The sequence below is a fragment of the Ralstonia sp. 1B3 genome, assembly GCF_036631435.1.
This window is the reverse complement of record NZ_JAPNUG010000010.1, coordinates 103,768-112,367: the sequence shown is the minus strand read 5'-3', so window position 1 is coordinate 112,367 and position 8,600 is coordinate 103,768. Positions and strand designations below refer to the sequence as shown.

The window sequence follows — 8,600 nt, the reverse complement described above, 5'->3', positions numbered from 1 at the left end:
AAACCATCCTGCGCTTACAGATCGATCACCAGGCGCTTGCCCTTACAGCCGGATACGCAAACCATCATCGTTTGGTTCGATGCGCGTTCGCTCTTGGACAGCACGCTGTCACGGTGGTCGGGCTCGCCTTCGAGCACGCGCGTTTCGCACGAGCCGCACACGCCTTCCTTGCAGCTGTGTTCCACCTCGACGCCAATCTCCAACAGCGCGTCGAGCAGCGACTTGCCTGCCGGCACACACAGTTCAGCACCGTTGCGCGCGAGCTTGACCTGGTATTCGCCCTCCTGCACCGATTCCACACCGGGGTCGGCCGCAAAGCGTTCGATATGAACGTTGGTGTAGCCCAGCGCCTCACAGGCCGCCTCGAATGCCCGCAGCATCGGGCCGGGGCCGCAGCAATAGAAATGCGTATCGGCCGGATGCCCTGCAAGCAGCGCTTTCAGATCGGGGGCCCACCGGCTTCTGCGTCCAGGTGAAAACGCACCGCATCGCCATGGGCGGCCAGCTCATCGGCAAAGGCCGCTTCGGCACGCGAGCGCGCGCAATACAGCATCGAGAACGCCTTGCCCTGCTCGGCCAGGCGACGCGCCATGCAGACGATGGGCGTCACGCCGATGCCACCTGCAACCAGCACGGTGCGCGGCGCGGTTTCGTCCAGCTCGAAGTGATTGCGCGGGCCGCCGATCTTGAGCGTCGAACCGACGCGCAACTGCTCGTGCACATAGCGCGAGCCGCCGCGGCTGTTGCGGTCAAGCAGCACGCCGACCACGTAGCGGTCACGCACCTCTGGCGCGCCGCACAGCGAATAACTGCGCACCAGCCCGTTGCCGAGATGCAGTTCGATATGCGCGCCCGGTGCGTATTCGGGCAAAGGCTTGCCGTCGACATCGCGCAGCTCCACGCTCACGATGCCTTGGGCTTCGTAGCGCATGGCATGCACGCGCAGGTTGAGGGGAATTCATAGCACGTCTCTGCAACGTTTCAGCGCTTTTCCGTCAAGAACTTGCCTTCCGGGCCGGCGACGTTCTTCTGCCGGCGTGTGTTGCCGTCAATGCCGCCGTCGATGGCCCATTCGGCAAACACGGTCGGGCCGGGCTCGAAATCGCGCGGCTGCCAGTCGGCGTCAAGCTGGTCTTCATCGGCGTAGTACTCGATCAATCCGCCAGCCGGGTTTTTGAAGTACCAGAAGTACGCCGACGAGATCGGATGGCGGCCGGGGCCCAGCTGCGTATCCCAGCCACAGCGCGACACGTGCATGCCGCCACCGAACACCTCATGGATGTCGCGCACGGTGAAAGCGACGTGGTTGAGGCCGCTTCTTCCTGCGGCGTCTGCAGCAGGAACAGGTCGTGGTGGCCGCCTTCGGGCTCGCAGCGCAGGAACGCGCCGCGGCCCGGGTAGTGGTCGGACGGCACAAAGCCGAGCTTCTCGACATAGAAGCGCTCCGTGGCCGCCACGTCCTTGACGAAGAAGACCACGTGGCCGACTTCGATGGGCGTGGCGCGCTCGTAGATCGGGCTGGGTTGGTTGCGGCGTGGCTTGTCCGTCCACGTGTTCATGGCAGCGCATTGCACGTCGACGTCGCGCTTCGTGGTCATCTGCACGCGCACGGCCAGCCCGTTCGGGTCGGTGCAACCGACGCGGCCGTCGGCGTGCACGTAGCCGGGCTGGTCAGCCAGCGTGTCGAGCAGGCGATCGAGCACAGCCTGCGAATCAGTGCCCCAGATCACTTCGCGCAGCGTCGGGCCGGCTTCCATGGCCGGCGGCAGCGTGGCATCGTCGCTGCGCTTGACGCGTACGCGGCAGCCGTTGAGTGTCTCGAACAGCAGGCCGCTGGCGTCTTCCGATTGCAGGGCGAGGCCCCAATCCAGGAAGAACTGCTTGCAGGCGGCGAGGTCTTCGGCACCGTAGACGATTTCGTCGATGCCCCGAATCGTGTTCATCTTCATCTCCTGTGGTCTGGGTGTTTTGTTTCAGCTTCAGTTGGCGTTGGCCCAGGCCAGCGGCTGTTCATTCAAGCCCCAGTAGAGGCTCTTCTGCTCCATGTATTGCAGGATGCCGAGGCGGCCCTTCTCGCGGCCCAGGCCGCTGTCGCGCCAGCCGCCAAACGGCGTCGAAATCGAGAACTGCTTGTATGTGTTGATCCACACGTTGCCGGCCTGCACCGCGCGGCCGATGCGCCATGCGCGCTTGTAGTCGCGCGTCCAGATCCCGGCGGCCAATGCGTAGACGCTGTCGTTGGCCTGTTCGATCAATTCGTCTTCATCGTCGAACGGCATGGCGACGAGCACCGGGCCGAAGATTTCTTCCTGGCAGATGCGGGCGCTGTTGGTGAGCCCTTCGATGATGGTCGGCGTGTAGAAATAGCCCGACTCGCAGCCGGCGATTGCGGGGCGCAAACCGCCCGTGCGCAGGTGGCCGCCCTCTCCCACGCCCATCGCGACGTACGACTCGATGGTCTCGCGGTGGCGGTCGGTGATCAGCGGACCCATCTGCGTCGATTCATCGGCCGGATTGCCGACACGCAGACGTGCTGCGGCAGCGGCGAGGCGATCCATGAACGGCTCGTACAGCGAACGCGCCACGAACAGGCGCGAACCGGCGATGCACGACTCGCCCGACGAGCTGAAGATGCCGTACAGCACGCCATTCACGGCGTGGTCGAGGTCGGCATCTTCAAACACCATCGTCGGCGACTTGCCGCCGAGTTCCAGCGACACCGGCATCATCTTGTCAGCGGCGATGTGGGCAATGTGTTTGCCCGTGTTCGTGCCACCCGTGAACGACACACGGCGCACCAGCGGATGCTTCGTAATCGCATCGCCAATCACGGAGCCCTTGCCCGGCAGCACGCTGATCATGCCCTTGGGCACGCCCGCCTCTTCGCAGATGGCAGCAAGTTCCAGCGCCATCAGCGGCGTGACTTCCGCCGGTTTGACGACGACGGCGTTGCCCGCGGCCAGCGCGGGCGCCATCTTTGCGCTTCGCTGGCAATCGGCGAATTCCACGGCGTGATGGCGGCCACCACGCCCATGGGCTCATGCACGCTCATCGTCAGGCAATCGCCACGCATGGGCGTGAGCGACTCTTCCAGCGTCTCGCATGCGGCGCCGAAGAACTGGAACGTGGCCGCAGCGCTTGCCACCAGCGCGCGTCTCGTTGATCGGCTTGCCGTTATCCAGGCGCTGGCGTTGTGCCAACGCTTCACTGCGCGAGCGGATCAGCTCAGCTACGCGGTACAGAACGGCCGCGCGCTCGTGCGGCTTGCGCTGCGCCCAACCGCTGGAGAGGAAGGCGCGGTAGGCGCCTGCCACCGCCTCTTCCACATCGGCGACGCTGGCGGCATTGAGCTCTGCAACGACTTCACCGGTGGCCGGGTAGCGCGTGGCATAGCGCTCGCCCGTGCCGAGGCGCCAATCGCCGGCAATGCAGATGGGCAACACGGACGTTGCGGTTGCGTTCGGGTTGGAAACAGTCATGGCGCTATGGCCTCGCTTAAATCGAAACGGCGTGCGCGCGGTTGCCCAGCGCACGCACCACGCTGAACACCGTCAGCGCAGAAGTCTTGGGATTGGCCGCCAGCGGCTTGCCGCGCATCGTCAGCTCGAAGCCGCCAAAGGCACCGCGCGCTTCGACGTGATGGATGTTCTCGTCCACCGTTGGATCGGCCAGCAGCTTGACGTGCGTGTGCTCAAGACCGAGGCCTGCCAATGACAGCGTGGCCGCCACGTTGGCGTTTTTCGGGAACAGACGCGCAGCTTCACGGGCGTTGCCTTCGAAGATCACGGTCGGCTCGCGCAGCGCATCGAGGTCGAACTGCTGTTCGGCCGGCGTGTCCTTCCAGGCGCGCGGCGGTTTGCGGCCGGTGTAGATGACCGCATCCAACCCGCCGACGCGCGCAGCGGCCAGTGCGTCGATGGCGCCGATGGCGCCCGACAGCAGCTGCACCTGCGCGTTGCCACGGCGGGCCGCAGCCTCCAGCCGTTCGGCCACGCCGGGTTCCGACAACGCACCCACCGATACGACCAGGCAGTCGATGCCCTGCTCCAACGCCGGCAACACATGCTCTTCAAGCGCATCATGGCCAGCGCATTCGACGAGCAGATCAGGATGCGCGTCGGCCGACAGATGCGTCGTGACACGCGCATTCGGTGCGAACGGGGCGATGGCCTCGCGCGCCTTGTCCATCGCGTGCTCGGGCACGATCACGGCGTCAAAGCACACATCCGGATCGCTCTTGAGCAGTTCCAGTACGCCCTGCCCGATCGCTCCGCACCCGACCATCGATACATGCAGCATGTCCGGCTCCTTCAATTGGCTCGGTTGCAGATTCACGCCACCACCGTCGTGCGCTCGGCTGCGCGCTCGCCCTGGCCGTCCTTGGCCTGCTGGTTGACCGGCGGGCCTGCAAAGATCGTCTTGAAGCTGCCGATGGAAAGCATGTCGATCTCCATCAGGAACGGGCCTTCGCCGCTGGTGGCTTCCTTCAGCGCGCTGCTCACGTCTGCCAGATCCGAGACGCGGCGATGACGCAGTTGCAGCGACTGGGCGAGCGCCGCGTAGTCCGGCGTGTGCAGATCCACGTAATGGCGGCGGCCGCCGTACTGCGCGTCCTGGATGTTCTTGATGACGCCGTAGCCCTTGTCGTTCATCAGCACGATGACGAGGTTGGCGCGCTCCTGCACCGCAGTCGCCAATTCACCGAGGTTCAGGATGAAGCCGCCATCGCCGGCCAGGCAGAACGTGGTCTTGCCCGATCCGGTTGCAGCCGCACCGATGGCCGCGCCAATGCCCATTGCCAAACCTTGACCGATGCCGCCGCCCAGCGCATGCACGCCGGCACGCGAGTCAAAGATGCGGAGTTGCCGATTGCCCCACGTGCTGTTCGACACGGTCACGTCGCGCACCCAATTGAATTCGCGCCCCACGGCGGCTTGCAAAGCTTCCACCAGCTTGGCGTACGGACCAAGGCCGTCGATCAGCCCGCCTACGGCCGCGTCGTGTGCGGCGCGCAGGTCGGCGGCGAATGTCGCGTCGATCTGCATCTTCTTTTCCAGCCGATCGGCCAAGCCATCCAGCGCAAGCGCCGAATCGCCGCACACGAAGTAGTCGCTGGCGTAGCACCGGCCTTCCGCCGATGCATCCGCATCGATGCGATACAGCGGACGCGGCAGCTTCAGCTCGTACTTGAGCGTTTCGTTACCGCGCAGGCGCGAGCCGACCACGACCATGGCATCGCACGTCTGGTAGAACGCTTCGACCGGCTTGTGCAGGTTGAATGCGCCCAGCGAGCGGGGGTCATCTTCCGGCACGATGCCGCGGCCCTGCGTGCTGGTGACCACGCCAAAGCCCAGATCCATCAGGCGCTTGACCTGCTTCGCAGCGTGGCGGGCACCACCGCCGAGCCACAGCATCGGACGGCGCGCGCGCGACAGACGTTCAGCCAGTTCGTCCAGCGCGTGGGCCGACGGCACATGCTGCGGCACCAGCAGCGGGCGCAGGTCGTCCGGCATGGGAATCAGCGCAGCCTGGATGTCGATGGGAATCTCCACGCTCACCGGGCCGGCCGGGGCCGTCAACGCGGTCTGCACGGCCAGCTTCATCGTGCTGATGGCCGTATCGGCACTGCGCACGCGGAAGGCTGCCTTGGAGACGGCCTTGAGCATCGTGAGCTGGTCCGGCGCTTCGTGGATGTACGCGAGGCTCTGGTCGAGGTACGGCGTTTCGATCTGGCCCGTGATATGCAGCAGCGGCGTGCCGGCGGTCAGGGCTTCGACCATGGCGCCTGCCGCATTGCCGGCAGCGGTGCCGGTGCTGGTCAGGCAGACGCCCAGGCCGCCCGTGGTCCGGGCATAGGCGTCGGCCATGTTGGCGCCGCCGGCTTCACCGCGCGCCATGACAAAGCGGATCTTGCCGCGCTCGCCCATCGCATCGAGGATAGGCATGTTGTGGATCGAGATGACACCGAAAGCGGCCTTGACCTCGCAGGCCTCCAGGAAGGCTGCAATCGCGTGGCCCACCGTGACCAGCTGTTGTTCCTGTTGTTGTCGTTTAAGCATGACGGGAGTGTCCTCCGAGATATCGATGTGGCTGCCCGTGGTGTACGAAGACAACGGCGAGGCAAGGAACAGAATGGCGCGGGCCGCCTCTTCGGGCACGCCCAGGCGTCCAAGGGGAATGTGTTTTTGCGCGGCCAGGCGACGCGTCCACGCAGCCCAGTCGAGATGGCGATCTTCTTCGGGTCGAGCCTCGAAGCGGCGGCGCCATTGGCCGGACTCCACCAGGCCGATCAGGATGCCGTTGACGCGCACGCCCTTCGGTGCAAATTCGGTCGCCATCGAACGCACAAGGTTGAGCACACCCGCACGCGCGGCAGAGGTGGCCACCATGTGCGGCTCGGCCGCTGCGCGAGCAGCGAATTCACGCAGACGATCGCGCCGTGCGCCGAGCGCTCGAGTTGCGGCAGGAAAGCGCGCGTGGGATGGATCACCGAGAAGAACTTGAGATGCAGCTCCTGCGTCCACGCGGCATCGTCGGTATCGGCAAACGTCGAGACACGGCCTTGGCCGGCGTTGTTGACGAGCATGTCGACGGGACCCAGCGCTTGCTCCACGGCGTCGGCAAACGCTGCCATCTGCGCGGCGTCGAGCACGTCGCACGTTGCAGCAAACAGCCGGGCGTTGGGGAAGCGGCTGCGCAAACTTTGTTCGGCTTGCGCGAGGCGTTCGGCATTGCGGCCGCACAGCGCCACGGCGGCACCGGCTTCCAGCAGCAGTTCAACGGTGGCCAGGCCGATGCCGGAGGAGCCGCCCGTCACGACAGCGGTCTTGCCAGTCAGGTCGATCATCGGCATGGTCATTCGCGGAACAGGTTGACGACCTTGCCGCCTGCGGGGCGGTAGTCCAGCAGATAAGACAGCTCGCCGGCAGCGGCACGCACCTTGTCGATCATCAGATCGAGCTGTGCAGGTTCAATGCGCGGCGACGGAATCGTCGTGCCGAGCGCGGCCACCACCTTGCCGGCGCGGTCGAGCACCGGTGCAGCAATCGTCGAGATGTTGGCTTCGAAGAAGCCTTCCTGCAGCACGTAGCCGTGTTCGCGGTCGCGCTGCACCATCTCGAACAGCTCTTCCACCGTGCGCGGCGTGTTGGCGGAAAACACTTCCAGCTGCGGCTCCGGATAAAGCTGGCGCAGCTCGGCCAGCGACAGATCAGCCAGCAGCACACGACCCAGCACCGTGGCGTGAGCCGGCAGGCGCGTGCCGACATTCACGGAACTGGTGAACGGTGTGGGCGCGACGGATTTCGCCACGTAGACGATCGAGCGGCCATCGCGCACGACGAGGTTGCACGGGTAGTGAATCTCGTCGCGCAGACGATCGAGCAGCGGGCGACCCAACTCGGTCAATTCCAGCGACGCGAGATATTCAAAGCCCAGGCGCAGCACCGCCATGCCGAGACGAAAATCGCGGCCGCCGTCAACGCGTTCGATGAAGCCCATCACTTCAAGTGTGGTCAGCAGACGGAACACCGTGGAGCGCGGCACCTTCAGGCGACGCGCCAGTTCCGGCGCAGACAGCACACGGTCTTTGTGGCTGAACTCGCACAGCAGGCGCAGGCCGCGTTCGAGGCCCGGCACGATGTACTTTTCCTGCACGTCTTCTGGGATGAGGTCGTTGCTCATACGTCTTGGCGCTTAGGCGTTTTGGGATTGGGAGAGAACAGCGTGTTCGATCCAGCCTGCAACAGCGTCAGGCGCATCGATATAGGAGGCATGCCCGGCTGACGGCACAAGCGCAAATGGCAGATCGAACGTCTTCGCCAGCGCTTCGCAGCCCTGCGGCGGCGTAATGCCGTCGACATCGCCGCATGCGATCTGCGTGGGTGTGGATGCTGGGCGTTTGCTCAGATAGGCGCCGATGTCGTCGCCGCTCAGCATCGCCACAGCCTGGCGATAACCACCGTCGTTGAGGCGCTTCATGTTCCAGCGCACCCAGGCGCGTTCTTCGTCGGTGGCATTCGGGCGCAGCAGATGCGCGTGGCGCGACTCCGCCATGCCGTCGATGCCAAGCTGGTCGAGCGTTGCGAGACGCTGGGCTTGCACGCTGCGGGACGTCTCTTCCTGCCCCGGTTGGCCGTAGCCCTGCGCGGGGTTCAAAAGCAACAGGCACTTCGGCTGCATCGCCACTGGCGCGGCGGCCACATACGCCGATGCCATCAGCGCGCCCAGCGAATGACCGACGATTGCATCGGGCATCACATCCAGCGCGGCAAGCCACGCCTGCAACCGCCCAGCGTAGTCGGCAGCGCGCGGTGCAGCGTCTGCAAGCGGCGTGGAGCTGCCGTAGCCCGGCGCATCCCATGCCAGCACGCGCATGTTGTGCGAAAGAACCTGCGCGCAAGGCAGCCACGACGCAGCGCTGGAACTGATGCCGTGCAACAGCACGACCACCGGCCCGCGCTCGCCCCATTGCCGATAGCCGATGCGGTCGCCGTGCGCGTTGATGGCGACGGTGCGTTCGGCAAACCCGGCGCCGAGCACGGCAAGCGCGTCGGCAACGCGGAACGGAGGGGAAGACATGACAGCCTGCGCGCTCATGG

The 8,600-nt window shown here is 65.4% G+C and carries 3 protein-coding genes and 4 pseudogenes; all 7 read right to left on the bottom strand.

The features are described from left to right. Window positions 1-14: 14 nt before the first annotated feature. The 7 genes and pseudogenes from OWR21_RS03100 to OWR21_RS03070 all read right to left on the bottom strand — a co-directional run bounded on the left by OWR21_RS03100 (window position 15) and on the right by OWR21_RS03070 (window position 8,598). A pseudogene (locus OWR21_RS03100) lies at window positions 15-931 on the bottom strand (PDR/VanB family oxidoreductase). A 50-nt stretch (window positions 932-981) separates the two neighbouring features. Next, a pseudogene (locus OWR21_RS03095) lies at window positions 982-1,943 on the bottom strand (VOC family protein). 36 nt (window positions 1,944-1,979) lie between these two features. Beyond that, window positions 1,980-3,479, bottom strand: a pseudogene (locus OWR21_RS03090) (aldehyde dehydrogenase). Between the two features lie 16 nt (window positions 3,480-3,495). Continuing rightward, window positions 3,496-4,299 carry an aspartate dehydrogenase gene (locus OWR21_RS03085; protein ID WP_147216471.1) on the bottom strand — a complete coding sequence of 268 codons (804 nt, stop codon included), beginning with the start codon at window positions 4,297-4,299 and terminating at the stop codon, window positions 3,496-3,498. A 32-nt stretch (window positions 4,300-4,331) separates the two neighbouring features. Continuing rightward, window positions 4,332-6,769: pseudogene (locus OWR21_RS03080) on the bottom strand (thiamine pyrophosphate-binding protein); the annotation flags it as partial. Window positions 6,770-6,855: 86 nt separating this feature from the next. Continuing rightward, window positions 6,856-7,683, bottom strand: coding sequence for an IclR family transcriptional regulator (locus OWR21_RS03075; protein WP_024974095.1), 828 nt, complete (start codon window positions 7,681-7,683; stop codon window positions 6,856-6,858). Window positions 7,684-7,695: 12 nt separating this feature from the next. Next, window positions 7,696-8,598 (bottom strand): alpha/beta fold hydrolase, encoded by a 903-nt coding sequence (locus OWR21_RS03070; RefSeq protein WP_332394587.1) that lies wholly within the window; start codon window positions 8,596-8,598, stop codon window positions 7,696-7,698. Between the last annotated feature and the right edge of the window lie 2 nt (window positions 8,599-8,600).

Bases quoted from the DNA above. Each gene is read 5' to 3' on its own strand.
- OWR21_RS03085 (WP_147216471.1), bottom strand. From the start codon at position 4,299: ATGCTGCATGTATCGATGGTCGGGTGCGGAGCGATCGGGCAGGGCGTA.
- OWR21_RS03075 (WP_024974095.1), bottom strand. From the start codon at position 7,683: ATGAGCAACGACCTCATCCCAGAAGACGTGCAGGAAAAGTACATCGTG.
- OWR21_RS03070 (WP_332394587.1), bottom strand. From the start codon at position 8,598: ATGAGCGCGCAGGCTGTCATGTCTTCCCCTCCGTTCCGCGTTGCCGAC.